Source organism: Deltaproteobacteria bacterium, assembly GCA_016875395.1.
Taxonomy (GTDB): Bacteria; Myxococcota_A; UBA9160; order UBA9160; family UBA6930; genus VGRF01.
This window is the reverse complement of record VGRF01000011.1, coordinates 54,736-78,080: the sequence shown is the minus strand read 5'-3', so window position 1 is coordinate 78,080 and position 23,345 is coordinate 54,736. Positions and strand designations below refer to the sequence as shown.

Below are 23,345 nucleotides of genomic sequence, written 5' to 3'. Positions count from 1 at the left end.
AAACGCGCGCGAGGAAGACCATGCCGATCCACGGCGACCGCGAACTGAGAGAGCTGCTCGTGAGCACACGAACGATCGCGGTGCTCGGCATCAAGGCCGGCGAGCACGAGGACGCGTTCCGCGTACCCCGCTACATGCAGCGCCACGGCTTCGCGATCCGGCCCGTGTCGCCGAAGCTCGCCGAGGTGTTAGGCGAGCGCGCGGTCGCGAGCGTCGGCGAGATCGCGGAGCCCGTGGACATGATCAACGTGTTCCGCGCGCCCGCGCACATTCCCGCGCACGTCGACGAGATCCTCGCGATGAAGCACAAGCCGAAGTCGGTGTGGCTCCAGCTCGGCATCGCGCACGGGTCGACCGCGAAGCTCGAAGCCGCGGGCATCGCGGTGGTGGAAGATCTCTGCCTGATGGTCGAGCACGCACGGCTGTTCCGAGAGGCGCCCGATCATTGATCGGCAAGCTGAGCGCGCAGCGAGCCGAAGCCGAGCGGAGATCGAACAGTGGCCTCGATTTCGTCAGAACCTCGGGCTCGTCAGTGATCGACTCCAGACGCATCCTCCGCGTGCCGCTCTACTACGACTTCGCGTCGAGCCTCTGTTACGTGACGCACCGCGCGATGCAGCGCATGGCGGGCACTCTCGGCGAGCTCGGCATCGCGCTCGCGTGGCTGCCGCTCGACCTCGGCCGCCTGCTCGGGCCGTACGTCGCGGGCGAAGAGGTGCCCGATGCGCGGCGCGAGAATGCGCGGCGCGTCGCCGCAGAGCTCGGTGTCGCGCTCGACGTGCCGCGCATCTGGCCCGACTCCGCCGCGCTGAATGCCGCCGCGTTCACGGCCGAGCGCGCGGGCCGCGGCGAGACCTGGCGCGAGCGCGTCTTCACCGCGATGTTCGAGGAGCACAGGCTCGCGCCGAGCGACGACGACGTGCTCGCGCTCGCGCGCGAGATCGCGCTGCCGCTCGCCGCGAACGACCTCGCACGCGGCCGGCGCGAGCTCGAAGTGAAGACCGAAGTCGCGCGGGAAGAGCAGGTCACCGGCGTGCCCACGTTCATGCTCGGCACGTGGCCCTTCGGCGGCATCCAGCCCGACGACACGATGAAGCGCGTGCTCGAACGCTACGCCCAGAAAGCCCGCGCGGGAGACATCTCGTGAGCCGCGACGACGACCGCACCGTCTACTCCACCGGCAAGGGCCGCATCGCGCCCAAAGTCGAGAGCCCGCGCGCACCGCGCGGCGACGGCATCGTGCGCGTGCGCCGCGAGAGCCAAGGCCGCGGCGGCAAGACCGTCACGACGATCGCGGGGGTCGGCGCGAGCGAGGACAAGCTGAAGGAGCTCGCGGGCGAGCTGAAGCGCCTGTGCGGCACCGGCGGCACCGTGAAGGACTGGGTGATCGAGATTCAGGGGGACCACCGCGACAAGATCGTCGCGGCGCTCCAGCAGCGCGGTCATCAGGTGAAGCTCGCGGGAGGCTGAGAGCCGGCGCGAACGCTCAGCGTCCGCCTTCCGCCTCGTGCGCAGCGGCGAGACCGTCGTACTCGGCGGCAGTCTGGTCGGCGCGCTTCGCCAGCCGCTCGCAGTGGAGGCGCGCCGCGTCGCGCTGCATCAGCTTGCCGCCGGCGTAATGCTTGGCCATCGAGCGGTGCCGCGCCGCTTCCTTGCGTGCGACAGCCGCCTCGGGCGCGAGTCCGAGGCGGTCCAGCTCGGAGAGGAACCAATCCGTCGAGATCGCCTGATCCGGAACCCAAACTCCAGGCGCGACCGGCTGCTCCCCGAGCAGCGCCCGCGCCACGAGCGAAGCCGCTGCGGCGGTCGCGTGCGCCTCGCAGTTGGTGTGCAGCTCGAGCACGCCCCGACCGCGGCCGGTCGTCGCTTCGACGATGAGCGCGACGTCATCACCGCGCACTCGTAGGCTGCGCTTCAGGATCCGCAGCGCGCGGAGAGACGCGCCGCTCGCTCCGCGCCGCGCCAGTCGCGGGAGCGCCCCCATCGCGGCGAGCAGCGCGAACGCTTGACCTGCCCAGCGCGGCTCCAGCACGAGCCAGGTCGCTGCGCTCGGCACGCCGAGCGACCGCGCGATCCACAGCTGATCGCAGAACGGTGCGCGCAGGCTCGTTCGCCTCCCGCTCCTCGTCGCGATCCGGCGTCGCAGTTGGAACGGACGAAACATCTCGGCCTGGCCCCCGTGAATCGCGGGAAGCGACGCCCCAGCGAGGGCGAGCAGCGACGCCAGCGCCGCTGCGCCGATCTCGTCTCCCAAGTGAAGCTGGAGCGTGACGTCCACGCGCTCGAGGGCGCCGAGCTCCTGAAACAATCGCCGCGCGATGAAGTTGCTCGTGCACGGCGCAAGACCAGCTCCCGCAATCACGCGTGCGCCGGTTTGCTGCGCGCGCTCGTGCAGCGCGAACACCGTGTCGCCAATCAGCGAGGGAGACACGTCGGTGTAGGCGCAGCCGTGCTCCACCACGCTGCGCAGCAGCGGGAAAGGCGCGCTCAGCGGAACGCAGTTCACGACCAAGGCGGCGGACGCGCAGGCGGCCTGCGCCCGCTCGGCCGAGTGAACGTCGATGCCGACGCCGCGCACGCCCTCACCGATGCGCGCTGCCAAGGCGCGCGCCCTGTGTGCGTCGCGCGCCGCGACGACGACGCGGTCCGGAAAGCGGCGTGCGAGCATCTCGCTCAGCCGCGAGCCGACGGTCCCGGTGCCGCCAGTTACGAGGATCGCGTCTTTCTCCTTCACGTAGCGCCGAGCCCCACGATCTCACCGTCACTTGCGACCTCGGCGCGCCAGCCGAGCCGCGCGCGGATCTCGTCACCAAGCGCAGCCGACGCGACCGGCTCTCCATGCACGATCCACGTCATGCGCGGCGCGGACGCGAATCCGCTCAGCCAGCGCAGCAGCTCCTAGCGATCCGCGTGCGCCGACAAGCCGTCGAGCGTGACGACGCGAGCGCGCACGGGAACGTCTTCGCCGTGGATGCGCAGCGTTCGCGCCCCTTCTTGGAGCGCGCGGCCCCGCGTCCCCGCGGCCTGAAAGCCGGGCAGGAGCACGGTCGTGCGCTCGTCCGGAAGGCGCGCGCGCAAGTGGTGAAGCACCCGCCCGCCCGTGGCCATCCCGCTCGCGGAGATGATGATCGCCGGACCGCTCAGCTTGTTGAGCCGCTTCGACTCTTCGACGCGCCGCAGCAGATGGTATTGCGTGCAGCAGAGCGGGCAGCGCTTCTCGTCCATCAGCAGCTTCATGTCGAGGTCGTGATCCTCGGGGTGCTCGCAGTAGATGCCCGTCACGTCGATCGCCATCGGGCTGTCGAGGAACACCGGCAGTGCTGGAATCGCGCGAGCGTCTTCGAGCTTGCGCAGCGTCCAGATCAGCTCCTGTGTTCGCCCCACCGCGAAGGCCGGAACCAGGAGCGCACCTCGCCGTGCAGCCGTTTCTCGAACGATGCGCGCCAGCGCCTCTTCCGCACCGGGTGGATGCACGCGGTCGCCGTAGGTGGATTCCACGAGCAGCACGTCAGCGCGGTGCACGGGGTCCGGGTCGCGCAGAATCGGCCGGCCCCAGCGGCCGAGATCGCCCGAATACACGAGGCGCACGGGATGCGCGCCCGCGATCGCGAGCTCGACGGTCGCAGAGCCGAGAATGTGCCCGGCGCGGCGCAGCGTCGTGACGATGCCGCTCGCCACTTCTTGATCGCGCCCGTACGGGACCGTACGCACCAGGCTCAGCGCGGCTTCGGCGTCCTCGCGCGTGAACAGCGGCAACGCCGGCCGATGCTTCGCGTGGCCGTGACGATTCGCGCGAGCAGCGTCCTCCTCTTCGATGTGCGCCGCATCGAGCAGCATGACCCGTAACAAGGCTGCGGTTCCGGAAGTGCAGTAGATCGACCCGCGAAAACCGTCGCGAACGAGTCGGGGCAGCGCGCCGGAGTGGTCGATGTGCGCGTGGCTCAGCACCACGGCGTCGATCTCGCGCGCCTCGAAAGGAAGTGGCTCCCAGTTGCGCAGCCGCAGCGCCTTCAAGCCTTGAAACTGCCCGCAGTCGAGCAGAACTCGGCTTCCGTTGGCTGTCACGACGTGCTTCGAGCCCGTGACCGTGCCCGCCGCGCCGAGGAACTGGATGCTCGGCTGCCCAATCTCTCCGTGCCGCTGAGTCACGAAGCCTCCTTCCGGCGCGTGCGCCGTAGCGCGAGCTTGCGCAGCTCGAGCAGCGCGAGCGGCACGCTGGCGAGCGCGATCTGCGCGACGCATTGCCCGAGCGAGATCGGCGCCGTGGCGAACACGCTCGCGACGCGCGGCTCGTGATGGATCACGAGCTGAAGCGCGAAGCTCGCGGCCACCACGGCAAGAAGTCGCAGGTTCGAGCGGAGGCTCACCTCGAACACGGAGCGCGTGGCGCTGCGCGCTCCGAACGCGCGCAGCAGCTCGGCGAAGACGAGCGTCGAGAACGCGGCGTTGCGAGCGACGCTGAGCTCCGCGCCGCGCGCGAGCTCGTACCCGAAGGCCGCGAGCGCGACCGCAGCGGTGAGCGCGCCGGTGAGCAGCAGCGTGCGCAAACCGGCGGCGTCCGCGAGCTGCGCGGTGGCGGGCCGCGGCGGCCGCTGCAGCACGTCGGGGTCGATCGGGTCGCTCGCGAGCGCGAGCGCGGGCAAGCCGTCCGTCACGAGATTGATCCACAACAACTGCACGGGCAGCAGCGGCACCGGCCAGCCGAGCAGGCCGGCCGCGAGCATGAACCCGAGCTCCCCAACGTTACCGGCGAGCAGATAGGCGAGTGTCTTCGAGACGTTGTCGAAGATGCCACGGCCCTCCTCGACGGCCGCGACGATCGAGGCGAAATCGTCGTCGGCGATCACGAGGTCTGCGGCTTGCTTCGCGACCTCGGTCCCGGCGGCGCCCATCGCCACGCCGATCGAGGCCTCGCGCAGCGCCGGCGCGTCGTTCACGCCGTCGCCCGTCATCGCGACGATCGCGCCGCGCGCCTTCCACGCGCGCACGATCTGCAGCTTCTGCTCCGGGCTGGTGCGCGCGTAGACGGAGATGCGCGGCGCGCGCTCGCGCAGCGCGTCGTGCGAGAGCCGCTCGAGCTCGGTGCCGGTCAGCACTTCATCGCTCGCGTTCACGATGCCGAGCTCTGCTGCGATCGCGCGCGCCGTCGCAGGGTGATCGCCGGTGATCATCACGACGCGGATGCCCGCACTGCGACAGCGCGCGATCGCCGAGGCGGCCTCGGGGCGCGGCGGATCCTGCATCCCCACGAAGCCGAGCAGCGTCAGGCCGCGCTCCACCTCGTCGTCGGGCTTGCCGCCGGACACCTCCCGCGCGGCAATGGCGAGCACGCGCAGCGCGTCGGCTGCGAGCGCCGCGACGCTCTGCGCGAGTGCCGCGCGAGTCGCCGCATCGAACGCAGTCACGCCGCTCGCTTGCGCGAAGTGCGTGCAGCACTCGAGTACCGCTTCGGGGGCACCCTTCACGTAGGCGACCTCGCGCCCAGCACGCTTGCGCACGATGGACATGCGCTTGCGCTCGGAGTCGAAGGGCAGTGTGCGCAGCCTCGGCTCCTGCGCCTCGATCTCGGCGCGCTGCACTCCGCCCTTCGCTGCGGCGACCAAGAGCGCGATCTCCGTGGTGTCCCCTGTTCCCTGATAAGTGCCATCGCGGCGCACGATCTCGGCGTCGTTGCAGGCGGCCGCTGCCCACAGCAGCGCGCGAACCGCCGCCTCGTCGGCGCCAGCTCCAGCGATCTCACCCTCCGCACGCATGCCCTCGCCAGTGACGCGAAGCGTGGCGTCGGCAGTCGCGAGCCGGCGCACCGTCATCTGGCCGACCGTGAGCGTCCCTGTCTTGTCGGTGCAGATCACGCCCGTGCTGCCGAGCGTCTCGACCGATGCGAGCCGACGCACGAGCGCGCGGCGGCGCGCCATGCGCTCGACCCCGAGCGCGAGCGCAACCGTGACGACTGCGAGCAGGCCCTCGGGCACCGCCGCCACCGCGAGGCTCACCGCGCCGATGAAGAGCTCGAACGGCGGTGCGCCACGCAGCCAGCCGAGCGCGGAAACGACGGCGACCACCGCGAGGCTCGCCCACACGAGCTGGCGGCCCACGCGATCGAGCCGGCGCTGTAGCGGCGTCGGCTCCGTCTGCGCGCTCTCGAGCAGCTGCGCGATGCGGCCGACTTCCGTCGTCATGCCGGTGGCGACGACGAGGGCGCGACCCGAGCCCGCGGCGACGCTCGTGCCGAGGAACACGAGATTCCTGCGATCGGGCAGCGGCGTGTCCGCCGCGAGCTCGGCCGCGTGCTTCGCCACCGGCTCGGATTCGCCCGTGAGCGGCGCTTCGTTCAGCTGGAGCCGCGACGCCTCGCAGAGGCGCGCGTCCGCTGCCGCGATGTCGCCCGCGTCGAGCACGAGCAGATCGCCGACGACGACTTCACGCGCGGGGATCAGCTCCGAGCGGCCGTCGCGCACGACGCGCGCGCGCGGCGCCGTCAGCTTCGCCAGTGCGGCGACCGCGCGCTCGGCGCGCAGCTCCTGCGCGAAGCCGATCAGCGCGTTCACGGCGACGATCGCGAGGATCGCGGCGCCGTCGACGCGCTCTCCCAGCGCGAGCGACACGAGCCCAGCCGCGACGAGCAGCCACACGACGAGGCTGCGCGCCTGGTCGGCCGCGATCTCGACCGCCGAGCGCCCGCGCGCGACGCGCAACTCGTTCGCGCCGCCCTGCCCGAGCCGCCGCGCAGCTTCGTCCCGCGAGAGCCCGGCGCGCCGGTCGGTGCCCAGCGCGCGCTCGACGTCCGCGAGCGGGCGCGCGTGCCAACGCGACGAGTCAGCGCTCGGCATCGGCCCGAGCAAGCCCGCGCGCGCGCCACATCACGTAGAGCGCGGGGATCACTGCGAGGGTCAGCAGCGTGAGCGAGGCGAGCCCGCCCCAGAGCGGTGCGGCGATGCGCTTCGCGACGTCGGAGCCGATGCCGGTGTCGAGCATCACGGGCACGAGCCCGACGATGTTCATCGCCACGGTCATCACGAGGGGCCGCACGCGCCGCGTGCCGGACTCGATCGCCATCTCGATCAGGTCCGCCGTGCTGTGCAGCCGGCCCTGCGCCTGCCAGCTCCGGAAGCCCTCGTCGAGGTAGATCACCATGATCGAGGCTGTCTCGGCGGCGATTCCGAGCAGGCCGATGAGTCCGACCCAGACGGCTACCGAGGTGTTGAAGCCCAGCGCCCATAACAACCACACCGAGCCGAGCGCCGCGCACGGGAGCGAGAAGAGCACGAGCAGTGCTTGCGGAAGTCCGCCGAAGTTCACCAGCAGGATCGCGAGGATCAGCGCAACGGTGAGCGGCACGGCAATCCGCATGCGCGCCTGCATGCGCGCGAGAAACTCGTACTGCCCCGTCCAGCGCAGCGAGTAGCCCGTGGGCAGCGCGAGCTGCAGCGCGACGGCGCGCTTGGCTCGCTCGACGTAGCCGCCGAGATCGCGGCTCGTGGTGTCGACGTAGACCCAGCCCGTGAGCAGGCCGCCCTCGTTCTTGATCATCGGCGCGCCCATCGTCGCGGAGATCGTGCCGAGTTGGCCGAGCCGCACCTGCGCGGTGCGGCCCGCGCCCTTCGTCATCGCACCGGCGCCCATGCCCGCGGACATCGCACGCGGCGCTGCGGCGTCGGCCGCGCCAACACCGCGTTGCGGCGGAATTGGCACGAGCACGCGCGCGAGATCCTCTGGCGTGTCGCGCAGCTCGCGCGGGTAACGGACGTTGATGCGGTAGCGCTCGCGCCCTTCGATCGTGACGTCGACGTCGAGGCCGCCGATCGCCGTCTCGACCACTTCGAGCACGTCCATCACGCGCAGCCCGTAGCGCGCGATCGCGTCTCGATCGGGCACGAAGTCGATGAAGTAGCCGCCGAGCTCGCGCTCCGCGTACACGCTGCGCGTCCCCGGCACGTCGCGCAGGATCTGCTCCAGCGACTCCGCAATGCGCGCGATCTCCTCGAGATCGCCGCCGAACACTTTGATGCCGATCGGCGTGCGGATGCCCGTCGTGAGCATGTCGACGCGCGCCTTGATCGGCATCGTCCACGCAGGCTGCAGGCCCGGCGTCGCGACCGCGCGGTCCATCTCCGCGATCAATGCCTCGTACGAGAGGCCTTCGCGCCATTCGTCGCGCGGGCGCAGCGTGATCACCGTCTCGATCATCGAGAGTGGCGCGGGATCGGTCGCGGTCTCGGCGCGCCCAGCCTTGCCGAACACGCGCGCCACCTCCGGGATCGCGCGCAGCCGGCGGTCCTGCTCCTGCACGACGCGCTTGGCTTCCTCGATCGATATGCCGGGCACGCTGACGGGCATGAACAGCACGCTGCCCTCGTAGAGCGGCGGCATGAACTCGGAGCCGAGCCGCGCGAACGGAACCGCGCTGAGCCCGATCGCGAGGAGCACCGACGCGACCAGACCGACGCGATGCACGAGGCACCAGCGCAGCACGGGCCGGTACGCGGCCGCGAGTGCGCGCGCGACGGGGTTCTCGGCTTCGCTGCGGATGCGCCCGCGCACGAGCCACACCATCAACGCGGGCACGAGCGTCACGCTGAGCAGCGCGGCGAACGCCATCGCGAGGGTCTTCGTGTAGGCAAGCGGCTTGAAGAGGCGGCCCTCTTGCGCCTCGAGCGTGAACACGGGCAGGAACGCGACCGCGATCAGCAGCAGCGAGCCGAAGATCGGCGGCCCGAGCTCCTTCGCCGAGTCGATCACGACGCGCACGCGGTCCGCGCTCGGCCCGGCCTCGGCGAGGCGGCGGTGCGCGTTCTCCACGAGCACCACAGCGGCGTCCACCATGTCGCCGATCGCGATGATGATGCCGGCGAGCGACATGATGTTCGTCGTCAGCCCCATCGCCGACATCGGGATGAACGCGAGCGCGACGGCGATCGGAAGCATCAGTGCGGGCACGAGCGCTGAACGCAGGTGGAACAAGAACACGACGATCGTGAGGCACACGATCGCCATCACCTGCGCGAGGTTCGTCCCGAGCGTGCGCACCGAGCCGAGGATCAGCTCGGAGCGGTCGTAGGTCGCGACGATGCGGACGCCCGGCGGCAGCGCGGGCTCCATCTCGGTGAGCTTCGCCTTCACGCGCTCGATCACCTGCAGCGCGTTCTCGCCGAAGCGCATCACGACGATGCCGCCGACGGCCTCGCCCTCGCCGTCGAGCTCGCCGAAGCCGCGCCGGATCGCGCCGCCGATCTGCACGCGCGCGATGTCGCCGAGCTGCACGGGCGTGCCCGCTGCGTTGGTCGCCACGACGATCTGCTCGATCGCCTCGCGACTCTGCAGATAGCCGCGCCCGCGCACGGCGTATTCGTGCTGCGCGAGCTCCAGCACGCGTCCGCCGACGTCGCCGTTCGACATCCGGATTGCACTCGCGATCTCGGCGATCGAGAGGCCGAGGGCCTGAAGGCGGATCGGGTCGATCTCGACCTGATATTCCTTCTCGTAGCCGCCGATGCTGGCGACTTCGGCGACGCCCGGCACCGACGACAGCCAGTAGCGCACGTGCCAGTCCTGCAGGCTGCGCAGCTGCTGGAGGTCGTGCGTGCCGCTCTCGTCGACGAGCGCGTACTCGAACACCCAGCCCACGCCCGTCGCGTCGGGCCCGAGCTGCGGCGCCACGCCGGGCGGCAGCTTGCCTGCGAGCTTCACCAGCGCTTCGAGCACGCGGCTGCGGGCCCAATAGAGGTCCGTGCCTTCCTCGAAGATCACGTACACGAACGACATCCCGAACATCGTGAAGCCGCGCACGACCTCGACGCGCGGCGCGGCGAGGAACGTGCTCACGATCGGGTACGTGATCTGGTCCTCGACGAGGTTCGGGCTGCGGCCCATCCACTCGGTGAAGACGATCACCTGCGTGTCGGAAAGATCGGGCAGCGCGTCGAGCGGCGTGTTGCGCGCGGAGACCACACCCCACGCGGCGAGCGCGACGACGGCGGCGACCACGAGCCAGCGCCGGCGCGCGCACAACTCGATCCAGCGCGCGAGCATGTCAGTGCGCGCCGTGCGCGGTGTGGCCTGCGCCGCGCAGCCGACTCTCGGAGTCGAGCAGGAACTGCGCGCTCACCGCGACGCGATCGCCGGCCGCGAGCCCGCCGAGCACCTCGTAGTGATCCTGACCGTGGCGGCCGAGGGAGACCTCGCGCGGCGTGAACGTGCCGCGCGCGGTCTCGACGAACACCACGCGCCGCTCGCCGGTGTCGATCACGGCTTCCTCGGGAAGCGCGAGCACGTCGCCGAGCGGGCGCTCGATCTTGACCGTGGCGTACATGCCGGGGCGCAGCGCGCCATCCGCGTTGTCGAGATCGAAGCGGACGCGCAGCGTGCGCGTCTCGACATCGAGGGTCGGCTGCACGTACGTCACCTGTGCGTCGCGATCCGCCTCCGCGGCGGCGACCTCGATGCGCGCGCGCTGGCCGAGCGCGACGAGCGGGATCTCGTCCTCGTTCAGCTCGGCCCACACCCACACGCGCGAGAGATCCGACACCGTGAACAGCTCCGACTCGGGCATGACGTAGGCGCCCTGCGCGACGGCCTTCACCGTGACGAAGCCGCGGATCGGCGAGTGCAGCACCACGCGGCGCTGCGGGCTGCGCGAGCGCGCGAGTGCCGCGATCTGTGCATCGCTCACGTCGAACGCGCGCAGCCGGGCGTGCGCGGCGGCGACGAGTCCGGAGCGGTCGTCGGCCCCGCCCTTGGCCGCCTCCAGCGCGATCACGTATTCGCGCTGACTCGCGACCAGCTCCGGGCTGTAGAGCGCGAGAACGGGGGCGCCCACGCGCACCGCCTCGCCGGTGAATCCGACGAAGAGCTCCTCGACCCAGCCTTCGACCTTGCTCTGGATGCGCCTCACTCTCCTTTCGTCGGCCGCCACCACGCCGACCGTGCGGATCTCGCGTAGGAGGGGCCGAACGGAAAGCTCGACGGTGCGCACCCCTAACAACTGCCGGCGATCCTCGGCGATGCTGACGGGCGCCATCCCCGGCAGCGCGGCGTCGCCTCGCTTCGGCGCCGATGCCTCCACTGGCGGCGGCTCGTGCCCGACGTGCGCTGCGCGCTCGTCCCCGCAACCGGCGCACCCCAGCACGAGCGCGAGCGTCCAGCGTGCCGCTCCCTGGCTCATGGCCTCACCTCCCACGCTTCGCCGAGCGGCGTCTCGCCGACGAGCGGCCCGATCTCCGCGAGCGCGCCGAGCAACCGCGCCCGCTCCTCGGCCTCACGAATGCGCGCGTCGCGCAGCGCGGTGAACGCGCTGATCACCGCCATCAGCTCGATGCGGCCCGCGGCGTAGGAAGCGCGCGCGGACTCGAACGTGCGCGCGGCGCTCGGAATCAGCGCATCGCGATAGAGCGCGAGCAGTCGCTGCGACGCCTCGGCCGATGCGTGCAGTGCGCCGAGGCGCGCGTCGATGTCGAGCTCCGTGCGGCGGCGCTCCTGCTCGGCGGCCCGCTCCATCAACGCAGCCTCCGCGGCCATGCGGCGCTGCTTCTGCCGCGCCCACAGCGGAATGCTGAGCTTCATCCCGAGCTCCCACTCGGGGAACAGCTGCTGCTTGTTCATGTAGGCCGCGGTGAGCGCGAACTCCGGCACGATCTCGCGGCGCGCGAGGCGCGTGGAGTCCGCGCTGCGCAGCAACTCGAGCTGCGCGGCGCGCAGCGCCGGCGAGCGCTCGGCGGCGCGCGCGGAGCTCGGCAAGCGGGGCGAGCGCCCGCTCGGATTCTGGGGCGACGCTGGACGCGAGATCGTCAGCGCGCGCGAAGCCGAGCAGCGCCGCGAGCTGCGCCCGCGCCGCCGCGTGCTCGCGCGCGACCATCTCCAAGCGCTCGCGCACCATGTCGCGCTCGAGCCGCGCGCGCAGCGCGTCCTGCTGCTCGGCCATTCCGACCGCGTAGCGCGCCTCGCTCTGCGCGATCAGCGCGCCGAGCGCGGTGGCGCTCTCCTCCAGCGCCGCGCGAGTCCCCTCCAGCGCGGCGAGCTCGGCGTGCTGCATCGCGACGCGCTCGAGCACCATCAGCGCGGTCATGTCGCGCATCGCGCGCTCGCGCTCCGCGGCGCTCGCAGCGATCGCCCGCCGGAGGCCGCGTTTCCCCGCGAGCGGCACCTCTTGCTCGACACCGATCTCGACGAACGAGAAGTCCGACTCGCCGAAGCTGATCGGCCCGTCTTCGTTGTGGTAACGGAGCATCAACATCGGATCGGGCAGCGCGCCCTCGGCCGAGGGGCGCTCGGCCATCGCGAGCCACCTCGCATACGCAGCCAAGATCTCTGGGCTGTGCGACGCCGCTCGCTCGACCGCCCAGCGCAGGGTGAGCCGCTCTGGAGTTGCCCACGAAGAGGGCGCGTCCTCGGCCTGTACGCCTCGCGCGCAAGCATTCGCCAGCCCAAGAGCGAGGGCGATCCGAGCGAGGTCGCGGGCTGCGAGGTTCACGCAGCCCACTCGTGCATCGCGCATGCCTGTGGCCCACCGCCCAATCTCGGGGCAAATGAACACAGCGAGTGGCGTGCTGGTGCGAGCGCCGCCTCAGTCGCTCGTTTTTCGGCTCCGGGCCCGAGGCAGCGCCCGCTTCACCATCCAGCGCACCGCCAGCACGTCCGCGATCCCGACGAACAGCCGGTTCCCGATCCCATACTTCGAGACGCCCGAATGCCGCGGCCGGTGGCTCACCGGCAGCTCGGCGAGCCGCGCGCCTTCGAGGCGCAACAGCGTGGGCAGGAAGCGGTGCATGCCGCGGTAGAGCTTCACGCGCTTCACGAAGCTCGCGCGCATCACGCGCAGCGAGCAGCCGACGTCGGTGACGTTCTCGCGCGTGGCCCAGTTGCGAAACGCGTTGGCGACGCGCGACGAGAGCTTCTTCAAGCGCGTGTCCTGGCGATTCGTGCGCACGCCGTTCACGCAGTCGGCGCGGTCGAGCGCGCCTAACAAGCGCGGCAGGTCGGCGGGGTCGTTCTGGCCGTCGCCGTCGAGCGTCGCGATCACTTCGCCGCGCGAGGCAGCGAAGCCCGCGGCGAGCGCTGCCGTCTGCCCCTCGTTCGCGGCGAGCGAGATCACGCGCACCCGCGCGTCTTTCGCCGCGAGCCCCGCGAGCACCTCGCCAGTGCCGTCGCGGCTGCCGTCGTCCACGTACACGCACTCGAAGCCGCCCGCGACGCTCGCGAGCGCGGCGACGATCTCGGCGTGGAGCGCCTCCGCGTTGCCGTGCTCATTGAAGAACGGCACGACGACGCTCAGGTACGGCGCGAGGCTCACGCTGCGCCCCGAGCCTTCACGCCTTCAACAACTCCGGGTTGCGCGCTGCGACCATGCGCCGGATTCCATCGCGCCATGCGACGCGCGACTTGCCGGCGCGCGCCTCGAGCTTGCGCACGTCGAGCGGCAGCGGCGCGAGCGCCTTCTCTGTGCGATCGAACTTCGGCGTGAGGCCGGTGAGCGACGCGAGCTCCGCACACCACTCCTCGACCTTTGTGTCCTCGCTGCCCGCCCAGTTCACGATCGTGGCGGGCACGCTCGCCATCTCGACCAGCGCATCGAAAGTGCGCAGCTGGTCCTCCTCGTGAAACAGCGGGAAGCGATTCGCGCCGCTGGGATGCACGGGGATCGGCACGCCCGCCTTCATCATCATCAGGTGGTACCAGGGCCAGCCTCCGTTCTCGCCGTAGGGAACGCCGAGGCGCGCGATCGTCGTCGGAATGCCGTGCTGGCGCGCGCAGTATCGAACCACCGACTCCGCGGCGATCTTGCAGAGGCTGTAGGTGGGCATCATCACGCGGTGGTGATCGCCGAGCGGGTCGCCCTCGCTCACGGGCTCGCCGTTCTTCCACGCGTAGACGGCGGCGGACGAGCCGTGGATGAAGGCGCGGCGCGGGCGGCAGTGCGAGAAGAGCAAGCCCGCGCCCTCGGCGTTCATCGCGAGATCGCCGTCGAAGTCGGGCGTGTTGCTGCGCACGACGGCGAGGTTGAGCACGACGTCGGCGTCGGTGGGCACCGCGGCGAGTTCGCCCCTCGCGAGATCGGCGCGCACGGGCTTCGCGCCGAGCGCCTCGATCTTCGCGGCGTCGGCCGGCTTCGCGTAGCGCCCGAGCGCGAACACGGTGTTGTCGCGCGCGAGCGCGCGCGTCAGCGGCAAGCCGACCTGCCCCGTCGCGCCGGTGATGACGATGCGTGCGTTCTTCATGCGAACCCTCGGTGCAAGGCATCGCACTTTAGGGCGGGCGGGGCAGCTCGCGGGCCCGAAGACCCAGGGACGTTCCGCAAGAAAGTAAAGAAACTCCAAACCCACTCATTCCGTCGATTTCGCCACGCGGCACGCGCGCGGCGGCTTGCGGAGCCGCGCCGGCTGCTTGCCTTTCTTGCGGAACGTCCCCGCAGCGCAGTTTCTCCCTCGCGAGGGCGCGCGGCGTTTTACCCTGCGTCCATGCACGCGCCCTCGCCTCCGGTCTCGCCTTGGCTGCGCGCGCTGCTCGTTGGCGCCGCCGCTCTCCTGCTCTTCACGAAGCTCGGCGCGCTCGAAGCCTCGGCGCCCGACGAGCCTCGCTATCTGCAGGTTTCCGAAGAGGTGCGCGCGCTCGAGCAGGGGCCGCGTGGGCTCGTGCTGCTGCATCTGAACGGCGAGCCGTACACGCAGAAGCCCCCGCTCTATTACTGGCTCGCCGCGCTCGCAGGTGTGCGGGAGGGGCGCGTGAGCGAGCTCGCGGGGCGCATCCCGTCCGCCGCGGCCGGCGTGCTGCTCGTCGCGCTCACGCTCGCGCTCGGCTCGCGCCTGCTCGGCGGACGCGTCGGCTTCGCGGGCGCCGCGCTGCTGCTCACCACCTACGAGTTCGCGCGACTCGCGCGCCGCGTGCAGCTCGACCCTCTGCTCGCGCTGCTCGAGACGCTCGCGCTCGCCGCCTTCTGGCGCCTCGATCGCGGCATGGGCAGCCGCGCGCTGAACGCGCTCGCGCTGCACGTCGCGCTCGGGCTCGCGGTGCTGACCAAGGGCCCCGTCGGCTTCCTCGTGCCCGTGCTCGTCATCGTCGCCTTCCTAGCGTGGGAGAAGCGGCTGCGCGATCTCGCCCGCGTGTTTCCGTGGTGGGGCCTGCTGCTCTCGATCGCGCCCGGCCTCGCGTGGATCGTGGCAGCGAGTGCGCTCGCACCCGATGGATTCGCGTGGGAAGCGGTTTGGGTGAACTTGCTCGGCCGGCTCGGCGACGGCGCGCCGCACGACAACCCGCCGTGGTACTTCCTCTACCAGCTGCCGCTCGACTTCTTGCCGTGGACGCTGCTCTTCCCCGTCGCCGGCATCGCCGCGTGGCGCACGCTGCGCAGCTCGGACGAGACGCCCGAGACGCAGCGCGCCTGGCGCTTCCTGCTGGCGTGGGCCGGCGCGACGTTCGTGTTCTTCTCGCTCGCGAGCGGGAAACGAGGCCTCTACTTGCTCCCGGCTTTCCCGGCGATCGCCCTGCTCTGCGCGGGTGGCCTCGAGCGCTGGCTCGCGGGCCGCGCGCGAGCACCGAAGCGCCTCGCGTTCGTCGCGCTGCTGGTCGGGCTGCTGTTCGCGCTCCTCGGCGCGCTCGCGCTCCAGCTCGGCAGCGGCGCGCCGCTCCCGGCGCTCTTCAAGAACGACTGGCTCGGGCGCTGGCTCAAGCCGAGCGACCTCGCCGAGATCGACCTCGCGCTGCTGCGCTCGTTCGGGCTCACGCTGTTCGGCGCGATCGTCGCGGCCGCGCTCGCGTGGATCGCGCTCGTGCGCGCGCGCTCGTCGGCGCTGCGCTTCGTGTTCGTGCCGATCGGCCTCGCCTACGCCGCGCTGTTCGCCGCGTTCGCGCAGCTCTTTCCCGCGATCGACCCGATGCGCAGCGTGCGGCCGGTCGCGCTGGCCGCGTCTGCGCGCACGCCCGCCGGCGCCGAGATCGGTCTCTACGACGAGCACAACCTCGTGGGCGGCCTCGCCTACTACGCCGCCGCGCCGGTGCGCGAGCTCGCCACGCCCGCCGAGGTCGCGGAGTTCTTCGAGAGCGGCGGCCGCGTGGTCGTTGCGCGCGCGCGCAAGCTCGAGGGTCCACCACTCGGAGAAATCGTGGAGCGCTTCCGCAGCGGGGATCGCCAAATCGTGCTGATCGCGCCGGCCGTCGGGTCCTAGAGCGAAAAAACTTCGAGCGTCCGCAGAACATTGCGTGAGGAATCCACTAGTTCCGGCCGAAAACGCTCGTCTATAGTGCCGCCGAATTTTTGAGAAGCGGTTGCGACGGAACGAAATGCACGCCCGCCTCAGCTGCCAGAGCTGCGCGTGCGCACCGAGAGGGCGAAGCGAATGAGCAAGAGCGCCGAGCTTCACTACGACGGGAAGAAGATCTCGCTGCCGATCATCGAGGGCAGCGAGGGTGAGCGCGCGATCGACATCCAGAAGCTGCGCGACTCGACCGGCCTGATCACGCTCGACCCCGGCTACGGCAACTCGGGCTCGTGCGAGAGCTCGATCACGTTCATCAACGGCGAGGAGGGCATCCTCCACTACCGCGGCTACCCGATCGAGGAGATCGCCGAGAAGTGCACGTTCCTCGAGGTGGCGCTGCTGCTGATGGACGGCGAGCTGCCGAACAAGAAGCGCCTCGACGAGTTCACGCGGTCGATCCGCTACCACACGATGCTGCACGAGGACTTCCGACTCTTCTATCGCTCGCTGCCGAAAGACGCGCATCCGATGGCGGCCTGCTCGGCTGGCGTCGCGGCGCTCTCGTCCTTCTACACGGACTCGCTCGACCCGCGCTCGTCGCGCCAGGTGGACATCTCGATCCACCGGCTGATCGCGAAGCTGCCCACGATCGCGGCCTACGCGCTGAAGCAGTCGATCGGGCAGCCGTTCATGTACCCCAACAACCAGCTCTCGTACGTCGGGAACTTCCTGCACCTGATGTTCGCGACGCCGTGCGAGCCGTACCGCGTCGACCCCACGGTCGAGGAGGCGCTCGACCTGCTCTTCATCCTGCACGCCGACCACGAGCAGAACTGCTCGACCTCGACCGTACGCCTCGTTGGCTCGGCGCACGCGAACCTGTTCGCCTCGGTCTCGGCCGGCATCAGCGCGCTCTGGGGCCCGCGCCACGGCGGCGCGAACCAGGAAGTGATCGAGATGCTCCAGAAGATCGAGGGTGAGGGCCTCACCGCGAGGCAGTTCGTCGAGCGCGCCAAGAGTCGCGACGACACCTCGCGCCTGATGGGCTTTGGCCATCGCGTCTACAAGAACTTCGACCCGCGCGCGAAGGTGATCAAGAAGGCGTGCTCGGCCGTGCTGAACCGGCTCGGCGTGCAGAGCAAGCTGCTCGAGATCGCGATGGAGCTCGAGGAGATTGCGCTCAAGGACGACTACTTCGTGTCGCGCAAGCTCTACCCGAACATCGACTTCTACTCGGGCGTGATCTACACGGCGATCGGCGTGCCGGAGAAGCTCTTCACGGCGCTCTTCGCCATCGGCCGCCTGCCCGGCTGGATCGCACAGTGGCAAGAGATGCACGACCAGAAGCACAAGATCGGGCGGCCGCGGCAGGTGTACCAGGGGCCGACGAAGCGCACGGTGGTGCCGATCGATCAGCGCGGCTAGCACGAGGTTCGTTCCATCGAACGCGCACCAGGGTGACCCGGTGCGCGTTCGTCGTTTGGAGCGCGCCGATTCCGGCGCTGTCGCGGCACGCTCCCTCGCGCGCGACGATGCGCGCGAGATGGACGCGAGCAGCTGCTACACGACCGCGCGCTGGACCGGCACGCGCGTGGCGCTCGGGCGGCGCGCGGCGGAGCGGCTCGCGCGCGACTGCGCGGCGCTCGGGCTCGGCGCGCCGCGCGCGGAGCGCGTGCACGCGGAGCTCGCGCGCCTCGGCGCGTATCGCTTCGGCACCGCGCCCGGCATCGTGCGCCTGGAGGCGTGCCGCGACGAAGCCGGCACGCTCGCGCTGGTGGGCACGACTCGCGCGCTCGGTCCCGACCCGCACGTGTGGCGCGCGGTCTCCGCGTGGCACGCCGGCCCGCACGCGCTCGCACCCGGCGCGAAGCTCGCGCGCGCCGACGTCGAGGCCGCACGCGAAGCCGCGAGCGCAGCGGGCTGCGACGAGGCGCTGATGTTCGATTCGAAGGGGCGACTCGTCGAAGGCGCCCGAACGAACGTGATCGTCGTACGCGAAGACGGTGCGCTGCTCACGCCATCACCCGCGCTCGGCTGTGTGCGCGGTCTCGCGCTCGCGGTGCTGCGCGAGACGCTGCCCGAGATCGCCGACGCCGCGCTCACACGCGACGACCTCGCGCGCGCCGCCGAGGTGATCGCGGTGAACTCGGTGCGCGGCGCGAAGGCGATCGCGCAGCTCGATGGCGAGAAGCTCGGCGCGGTCGCTGCGCCGGGGCCGGTGTGCGAGCGGCTGGCGGCGATCCTGCGCGCGGCGGCGTGAACCCGGGGGTTCACGGAGCGCGGTTCGGGGCCAGGCCCGAGTCCGCGCTGAGCTAGGTTGCGCCCCTTCGTTTTCCTCGGAGGCACAGGATGGATCTGCACGGCAGCGCCGCGATCGTGACGGGCGGCGGCTCGGGGCTGGGTGAGGCGACATCGCGCGAGATCGTGGCGCGCGGCGGGCGCGTCACGATTCTCGATCTCGGGCGCAGCAAGGGCGCGGAGGTGGCGAAGTCGCTCGGCGACGCGGCGCAGTTCTGCGAGGCGGACGTCGCGAACGAAGCGCAGGTCCAGGCGGCCGTCGACGCGACGGTCGCGAAGTTCGGCCTCGTGAACATCGTCGTGAACTGCGCGGGAATCGGCACAGCGGGCAAGACCGTCGACAAGGAAGGCAAGCCATTCAACCTCGATCTCTTCCGCAAGACGATCGAGGTCAACCTGATCGGCACGTTCAACGTGATCCGCCTCAGCGCGGCGAAGATGCAGACGAACGCACCGAACGCCGGCGGCGAGCGCGGTGTGGTGATCAACACCGCGTCGGTCGCCGCGTTCGAGGGCCAGATCGGGCAGTGCGCCTACTCCGCGTCGAAGGGCGGCGTCGTCGGCATGACGCTGCCGATCGCGCGCGACTTCGCGAGCGTCGGCATTCGCGTGTGCACGATCGCACCGGGGCTCTTCCTCACGCCGATGCTGATGGGCCTGCCGGAGCCCGCGCGCGCCTCGCTCGGCAAGCAGGTGCCCTTCCCGTCGCGCCTCGGCAACCCCGAGGAGTACGCCGCGCTCGCGTGCCACATCGTCGAGAACCCGATGCTGAACGGCGAAGTGATCCGCCTCGACGGCGCCATCCGGATGCAGCCGCGCTGAGCGAAGCCCCGTAACAACTGACGCGGCTGCGTGCCGAGGGAAGGAAGAGACATGGCGCTGAACCTGGGCCGGATGGCGCTCACGATCCCTGCCCCGTTCTACGACGCGCGCGGGCAGATCGAGCTCGCGCAGCGCGCGGAGCGCGAGTGGGGCTACCCCGCGATTTGGATGGCGGAGACCGCCGGACCGGACTCGTTCTCGCTCGCGGGCGCATTGGCCGTCTCGACGAGCACGATCGAGATCGGCACGGCGATCGTGGCGGTCTACAACCGCACGCCCGCGGTGCTCGCGATGAGCGCGGCGACGCTCGCGCAGCTCTCGAACGACCGCTTCATCCTCGGCCTCGGCTCGTCGTCGCACGCGATCATGCGCGACTGGAACGGCTGCGACTTCCGCGAGCCGCTCGGCCACGTGCGCGAGTCGGTGGCCGTGATCCGGCAAGCACTGAACGCGGACAAGACCGATTTCAACGGCAAGTACTTCCGCTCGAACGGCCTGCGCCTCGGTGCGAAGCCGAAGAAGCCGATGCGCATCTACCTCGCCGCGCTGCGCGAGAAGATGTGCGAGCTCGCCGGCGAAGTCGGCGAAGGGCTGATCATCAACTTCCAGCCCGCGAGCGCGATGCCGCAGATCCTCGCCGCCTATCGCCGCGGCGCCGCGAAGGCGGGGCGCGACGGCACGCGGGACGAGGTCGTGTGCCGCTTCCAGGTGTGCGTCACGAACGATCGCGCGAAGGCGCGCGGGCTCGTGCGCATGGCATTCGGCGGATATCTCTCAGCGCCGGTCTACAACGCGTTCCTCGCGTGGTGCGGCTTCGAGGAAGAGGCGAAGGCGATCGCCGAGGGCTTCGCGAAGAAGGATCGCGCAGCGGTCGCCGCAGCGATTACGGACGAGATCGTCGATCGCATCGCGATCATCGGCACCGCCGAGGAGTGCAAGGAGCAACTCGCGGGCTTCGTGAAGGCGGGCGTGACGACGCCCGTGATCGCGCCGCTCGCGACGAGCCGCGACGAAGCGCTGCGGATTTACGAGACCTTCGCGCCGTCGGCAAGCGCCTCTTGAGCGCGCGCGTTTAGGCAGAGCCGAGCGGAGATCGAACAGTGGCCTCGATGACCGAGACAAGCCGGCGCTGCGAGGTCGAGCATCCGCGAGGGGCACCGCAATGACGGACGTAGTCCTCACCGGCGGCACGGGGATGATCGGCGCGCGTCTCGCCGAGTTGTTACGGGCCGAGGGGCGCGCGCTTCGCTGGATCACGCGCGACGCCGCGCGCGTCGCGCTGCGCGGCAGCGAGCGCGCCTATTCGTGGAACGGGACGAAGGTGGAGACCGCGTGGCTGGACGGTGCGGGCGCGGTGGTGCACCTCGCGGGAGAGCCGATCTTCGGCGGGCTCCCGACTGCGGCGAGGCGCGAGCGCATCTGGTCGAGCCGCATCGACTCGACGCGCAGCGTGGTCGACGCCCTCGCCGCGCTGCCAGACGCGAGCCGCCCGCGCGTCTTCGTGTGCGCTTCCGCGGTGGGTTACTACGCCGACTCGGGCGACGACGAGATCCGCGAGAGCGATCCGCCCGGCCCCGGCTTCATCTCCGAGCTGTGCCGCGACTGGGAGGCCGAGGCCGCGCGCGCACGCGCGCTCGGCGTGCGCGTGTGCTCACTGCGCATCGGCGTCGTGCTCGCGCGCAGCGGAGGCGCGCTCGGTCTGATGCTGCCGATCTTTCGCGCTGGACTCGGCGGCAAGCTGGGCGACGGCAGGCAGTGGTTCCCGTGGATCCACCTCGAAGATTGCGCCGCGCTCATGCAGTTCGCGCTGACGAGTGAAGCCGCGAGCGGAGCCTGGAACTGCACCGCGCCCGGCAGCGTGCGCAATGCAGAGTTCAGCGCCGCGCTCGCGAAGCAGTTGCACCGCCCCGCGTTCTTTGCCGTGCCTGCGTTTGCGGTGCGCACCGCCCTACGCGACATCTCGACCGAGCTGCTCGCGAGCCGGCGCATCGTTCCCGCCGCGGCGCAGAGCGCGGGCTTCACGTTCCGCTACCCGACCCTCGACGCCGCGCTCTCGGAGATCGTCGCGAAGTAACGCGCTAGTCGGCGCCGGGCTTCATCCCGAACAGCGCGGGCAGCACGTCCTTCGAGGTCGGCGTCGCGCCGGGGCGCACTTCCCAGAAGCCGAACGTGAGCGGCAGCTCGGTGCGCGGCGCGAAGCGCGACGCGAACTCTGCGCAAAGGCGCTCGATCACGCGGCGCGCCATGCGCTCATCGACGTCGGTCATCAGCACCACCGCGCGCTCGCGCAGCATGCGGAAGATCGGGTCCTCCACGCGCAGCTCGCTCTCGACGAAGTCGAGGAAGTCGCGCGCGAGCAAATCGCCTTCCGGCGCCGCGACGCCGATGAACGTGCACGGCACCTCGTGAATGCGCGAGCAGACCACGGCGCGCTCGAAGAGCACGCGCAGCTGCCGCGGGTCGTCCTTCGCGATCGGTGAGGGGAGCGCCATCGCCATGCGCCTCGTATCGACGGCCGCCGCACCGCGCTTGATCCCGCCGAGCGAACTGCCGGCGCGAGCCTCTCGCACGCGCGAGCGAGCGGCAACCGCAGCGCGGCTGTCTGGCAGCGAGGTGCGCGTCCTCTACCGTGCGCCGCCCATGTCTGCAGCCGACGCACTCGCCCGCACGCGCGCCGCCGCGCTCGCCCGCGCGTGCTTCGTCTTCAACGGCTTCATCCTCGCGAACATCATGCTCGGCGCGCTCGTGCGCGCACACGGCGCGGGTCTCGCGTGCCCGGATTGGCCGCTGTGCTTCGGCGAAGTGGTGCCGCAGTTCGACTTCAAGGTCGCTTGGGAGGTATCGCACCGTTACGTGGGCTGGGCGTTCGGCGTGACGTTCCTCACGCTCGGCGCGCTGATCCTCCGCGACGCCACGCTGCGCCGCGTCGCCGGTGCCACCTGGGGAGTGAGCTTCGCGCTGCTCGCCGTCCAGGGCCTGCTCGGCGCGCTCACCGTGTGGCACCTGCTCGCGTCGTGGAGCGTCACCTCGCACCTGATCGTCGGGAACGTGTGGAACGCCTCGGTGCTGTGGCTCGGTCTCACGCTGCGCGCGTTCGCGCGAGGCGAGCCCGCACCCGCGCCGCTCGCGCGCGCTGCGAGGTGGTCCGTCGCGCTCAGCGCGCTCTTCCTGTTCTTCCAAGTGTTTCTCGGCAGCCAGCTCTCGTCGCGCTACGCGGGCCTCGCCTGCTGGCGCTGGCCCGCTTGTTACGACGAGCGCTGGTTCCCGGTGTGGGGCATGAGCGACCCCGTCGGCCTCCACGTCCACCACCGCGCGAACGGCTACCTGCTCGCGCTGTTTGTGCTTTCGATGGTGTGGGCGACGCGCGCAATTCCGCAGATCTCGAAGAAGGCGCGACTCGCCGCGGTGCTGGTGTTCGTGCAGATCGCAGTCGGCGTCGCCAACGTGCTGCTCGAGCTGCGCGTCGAGATCACGGCGCTGCACACCGCGCTCGCCGGCGCGCTCGTGCTCACGCTCACGTCCTGCACCCGCGTCGCATTCGCGAAGGAGACGAGATGAAGCCGCACGAGATCTTCGGCCACATGTCGCAGGAGCGTGCGCTCCACGTGCTGCAGCAAGTGAAGGCGAAGCTGCCGGGTGTGTACACGCAGGCCGTCGGCGCGGCGTGCGTGACGCTCAAGGCGCGCCCGCAGTTCATGATGAAGCAGAGCAAGGAGAAGCAGGCGCAGTTCGTGCGCTCGGCGCTCGCGCGCTTCGCGGCCTCGCCGATCGCGGAGGAAGTGCTCGCGGCCTACTTCCTCGAAGTGCGGCGCGACCTGCTCACGGAATGGCTCGACGCGCTCGGCATCGAGCACGAGAACGGGATTTTGAAGAACGACAATCCCGCCGAGCCCGCGCGCGAGAGGCTCGCCGAGGCGGTCGCGAAGTTCCGCGCAGGCGATGGCGCCGAGGATCGCGAGCTGTTGATTCAGGCGTTCGCGGCGCAGAGCGCGGTCGAGTGGCCCGCGCTCGACGCGCTGATCGCGCCGGCGGCGTAAC

At 70.8% G+C, this 23,345-nt stretch carries 19 protein-coding genes and 2 pseudogenes; 11 read left to right on the top strand and 10 right to left on the bottom strand.

Annotated features, from left to right (window positions below; genetic code table 11):
* Positions 1–20: 20 nt before the first annotated feature.
* The 3 genes from FJ091_10750 (at position 21) to yciH (ending at position 1,470) form a co-directional block, all read left to right on the top strand.
* Positions 21–449: a CoA-binding protein gene (locus tag FJ091_10750; GenBank protein ID MBM4383833.1), complete on the top strand. Its 429-nt coding sequence runs from the start codon at positions 21–23 to the stop codon at positions 447–449.
* A gap of 83 nt (positions 450–532) precedes the next feature.
* A complete protein-coding gene (locus FJ091_10745) occupies positions 533–1,147 on the top strand; it encodes a DsbA family protein (GenBank protein MBM4383832.1) in 615 nt (204 codons plus the stop codon).
* Positions 1,144–1,470, top strand: a complete 327-nt coding sequence (gene yciH / locus FJ091_10740) for a stress response translation initiation inhibitor YciH (protein MBM4383831.1) — start codon at positions 1,144–1,146, stop codon at positions 1,468–1,470. Before FJ091_10745 ends, yciH begins: the two co-directional genes overlap by 4 nt.
* Before the next feature lie 16 nt (positions 1,471–1,486).
* On the opposite strand, the gene FJ091_10735 is transcribed toward yciH, so the two are convergent.
* The 9 genes and pseudogenes from FJ091_10735 to FJ091_10695 form a co-directional block, all read right to left on the bottom strand.
* Complete coding sequence (locus FJ091_10735) at positions 1,487–2,734, bottom strand: saccharopine dehydrogenase NADP-binding domain-containing protein (GenBank protein ID MBM4383830.1); 1,248 nt, start codon at positions 2,732–2,734, stop codon at positions 1,487–1,489.
* Positions 2,731–4,242 (bottom strand): annotated as a pseudogene (locus tag FJ091_10730) (MBL fold metallo-hydrolase). Before FJ091_10730 ends, FJ091_10735 begins: the two are co-directional and overlap by 4 nt.
* Positions 4,146–6,830, bottom strand: a complete 2,685-nt coding sequence (locus tag FJ091_10725) for a cation-translocating P-type ATPase (GenBank protein ID MBM4383829.1) — start codon at positions 6,828–6,830, stop codon at positions 4,146–4,148. The pseudogene FJ091_10730 and the gene FJ091_10725 overlap by 97 nt, the downstream one beginning before the upstream one ends.
* Positions 6,817–10,029, bottom strand: coding sequence for an efflux RND transporter permease subunit (locus FJ091_10720; protein ID MBM4383828.1), 3,213 nt, complete (start codon positions 10,027–10,029; stop codon positions 6,817–6,819). The genes FJ091_10725 and FJ091_10720 overlap by 14 nt, the downstream gene beginning before the upstream one ends.
* Position 10,030: 1 nt before the next feature.
* Positions 10,031–11,161 carry an efflux RND transporter periplasmic adaptor subunit gene (locus FJ091_10715; protein ID MBM4383827.1) on the bottom strand — a complete coding sequence of 377 codons (1,131 nt, stop codon included), beginning with the start codon at positions 11,159–11,161 and terminating at the stop codon, positions 10,031–10,033.
* The gene (locus FJ091_10710) at positions 11,158–11,733 is read right to left on the bottom strand and encodes a TolC family protein (protein MBM4383826.1); all 576 of its coding nucleotides are present in this window, start codon (positions 11,731–11,733) and stop codon (positions 11,158–11,160) included. The genes FJ091_10715 and FJ091_10710 overlap by 4 nt, the downstream gene beginning before the upstream one ends.
* A 64-nt stretch (positions 11,734–11,797) precedes the next feature.
* A pseudogene (locus tag FJ091_10705) lies at positions 11,798–12,490 on the bottom strand (TolC family protein).
* A 69-nt stretch (positions 12,491–12,559) separates the two neighbouring features.
* The gene (locus FJ091_10700) at positions 12,560–13,285 is read right to left on the bottom strand and encodes a glycosyltransferase family 2 protein (GenBank protein MBM4383825.1); all 726 of its coding nucleotides are present in this window, start codon (positions 13,283–13,285) and stop codon (positions 12,560–12,562) included.
* Between the two features lie 16 nt (positions 13,286–13,301).
* Entirely contained in the window at positions 13,302–14,210 is a 909-nt protein-coding gene (locus tag FJ091_10695; GenBank protein MBM4383824.1) for an NAD(P)-dependent oxidoreductase, read from the bottom strand.
* 240 nt (positions 14,211–14,450) lie between these two features.
* On the opposite strand from FJ091_10695, the gene FJ091_10690 reads away from it, so the two are divergent.
* From FJ091_10690 to FJ091_10665, 6 genes are all read left to right on the top strand, one after another.
* Positions 14,451–16,154, top strand: a complete 1,704-nt coding sequence (locus tag FJ091_10690; protein MBM4383823.1) for a phospholipid carrier-dependent glycosyltransferase — start codon at positions 14,451–14,453, stop codon at positions 16,152–16,154.
* 171 nt (positions 16,155–16,325) lie between these two features.
* Positions 16,326–17,612 (top strand): citrate synthase, encoded by a 1,287-nt coding sequence (locus FJ091_10685; GenBank protein MBM4383822.1) that lies wholly within the window; start codon positions 16,326–16,328, stop codon positions 17,610–17,612.
* A gap of 118 nt (positions 17,613–17,730) precedes the next feature.
* Positions 17,731–18,447 carry an aminotransferase class IV gene (locus FJ091_10680; GenBank protein MBM4383821.1) on the top strand — a complete coding sequence of 239 codons (717 nt, stop codon included), beginning with the start codon at positions 17,731–17,733 and terminating at the stop codon, positions 18,445–18,447.
* 89 nt (positions 18,448–18,536) lie between these two features.
* Positions 18,537–19,307 (top strand): 3-hydroxyacyl-CoA dehydrogenase, encoded by a 771-nt coding sequence (locus tag FJ091_10675; GenBank protein ID MBM4383820.1) that lies wholly within the window; start codon positions 18,537–18,539, stop codon positions 19,305–19,307.
* A 51-nt stretch (positions 19,308–19,358) separates the two neighbouring features.
* Positions 19,359–20,369, top strand: coding sequence for an LLM class F420-dependent oxidoreductase (locus FJ091_10670; protein ID MBM4383819.1), 1,011 nt, complete (start codon positions 19,359–19,361; stop codon positions 20,367–20,369).
* Between the two features lie 100 nt (positions 20,370–20,469).
* Positions 20,470–21,381, top strand: coding sequence for a TIGR01777 family oxidoreductase (locus FJ091_10665; GenBank protein MBM4383818.1), 912 nt, complete (start codon positions 20,470–20,472; stop codon positions 21,379–21,381).
* Positions 21,382–21,385: 4 nt separating this feature from the next.
* Here the strand turns inward: FJ091_10665 and FJ091_10660 are convergent, their stop codons facing one another.
* Complete coding sequence (locus FJ091_10660; protein ID MBM4383817.1) at positions 21,386–21,799, bottom strand: hypothetical protein; 414 nt, start codon at positions 21,797–21,799, stop codon at positions 21,386–21,388.
* A gap of 148 nt (positions 21,800–21,947) precedes the next feature.
* Between FJ091_10660 and FJ091_10655 the strand changes: the two genes are divergently transcribed.
* Together FJ091_10655 and FJ091_10650 are read left to right on the top strand one after the other, a co-directional pair.
* Positions 21,948–22,865, top strand: coding sequence for a heme A synthase (locus tag FJ091_10655; GenBank protein ID MBM4383816.1), 918 nt, complete (start codon positions 21,948–21,950; stop codon positions 22,863–22,865).
* Positions 22,862–23,344 carry a hypothetical protein gene (locus FJ091_10650; GenBank protein MBM4383815.1) on the top strand — a complete coding sequence of 161 codons (483 nt, stop codon included), beginning with the start codon at positions 22,862–22,864 and terminating at the stop codon, positions 23,342–23,344. The genes FJ091_10655 and FJ091_10650 overlap by 4 nt, the downstream gene beginning before the upstream one ends.
* Position 23,345: the final 1 nt, after the last annotated feature.